2 protein-coding genes and 1 pseudogene are annotated in these 1,151 nt (G+C 68.9%); all 3 read left to right on the top strand.

Annotated elements, in window-relative coordinates:
* Positions 1–180 (top strand): annotated as a pseudogene (locus H928_RS32000) (thiamine-phosphate kinase); the annotation flags it as partial.
* Positions 181–236: 56 nt separating this feature from the next.
* A complete protein-coding gene (locus H928_RS0101860) occupies positions 237–800 on the top strand; it encodes a phosphatidylglycerophosphatase A (RefSeq protein ID WP_373604900.1) in 564 nt (187 codons plus the stop codon).
* A partial coding sequence (locus H928_RS25750; RefSeq protein ID WP_021024962.1) for a CinA family protein occupies positions 797–1,151 on the top strand: 355 nt, incomplete at its 3' end. The genes H928_RS0101860 and H928_RS25750, both read left to right, overlap by 4 nt.

The raw sequence follows: 1,151 nt of genomic DNA, 5'->3' as shown, positions 1-1,151 counted from the left end.
GAGCTGTGCTTTACGGCCGCCGCAGACCGGCGCGATGCCGTGCAGCAGGCCAGCCTGGCCGCGCAAACGCCGGTGCAGCGCATTGGCCGCATCACCGCCGCAGCAGGCCTGCGCGTGCGCGATGCGCAAGGCCAGCCACTAGCGCAGCACTGGGCCTCGTTTGACCATTTCAAGGCCTGACGGCCTGGTGGCCTGGCGCCGGCGGGGGCTGCACAGCGCCTTGCCGCAGGCTTATGATGGCGGGCATGAGCGACTCGCCCTTTTCCCCTTCCGCGCCCGGCGCAGCAGACCCCATTGCGGCGCCCCGCCGCGCCAACTGGTCCTTCATGCTGCGCAACCCCCTGCACTGGATGGCGCTGGGCTTTGGCTCGGGCCTGAGCCCGGTGGCACCGGGAACGGTGGGCACCTTGTGGGCCTGGGTGGCCTACCTGGTACTGCAGCTGTGGCTGACGCCAGCGGCGATTGGCTGGGTGATTGGCGCATCGCTGGTACTCGGCTGGTGGGCCTGCACGGCCACCGCGCGCAACCTCGGCGTGGCGGATCCCGGCGCCATTGTCTGGGACGAGATCATCGCCTTCTGGCTCATCTTGTGGCTGGTCATGCCCACGGGCTTCTGGGGCCAGCTGACCGCTTTTGTGCTGTTCCGCTTTTTCGACGCCGTCAAACCCCAGCCGGTGCGCTGGGCGGATCGCTGCTTCAAAGGCTTTGGCTGGGGCGGCGGTTGGGGCATCATCTGGGACGATCTGGTCGCCGCTTTCTGCACCTTGCTTGTCATCGCCATCGGGAGACATCTGCTATGAACGCCACTGCCGCCTTGCTGACCAAAGATGGGCTGCCCATCCCGGAAACCGTGGCCCAGCTGGCCCAGCACCTGAGCCACCGGGGCTGGATGATGGCCACGGCCGAGAGCTGCACCGGCGGCCTGATTGCCGGCGCCTGCACCGAGCGGCCCGGCTCCAGCCAGTGGCTCGATTGCGGCTTTATCACCTACTCCAACCGCGCCAAATCCGCGATGCTCGATGTGCCCGCTGCGCTGATCGCCGCCCATGGCGCTGTCAGCGAGCCGGTCGCCCGCGCGATGGCCCAGGGCGCCATTGCGCAGTCCCAGGCCCAGGTCAGCGTGGCGGTGACCGGCGTGGCCGGGCCCGATG

The sequence above is a fragment of the Comamonas sp. B-9 genome, assembly GCF_000410635.1.
Lineage (GTDB): Bacteria > Pseudomonadota > Gammaproteobacteria > Burkholderiales > Burkholderiaceae_C > Comamonas.
Note: the sequence above shows the minus strand (reverse complement) of the source record. Positions and strands in the feature narration are given on the sequence as shown.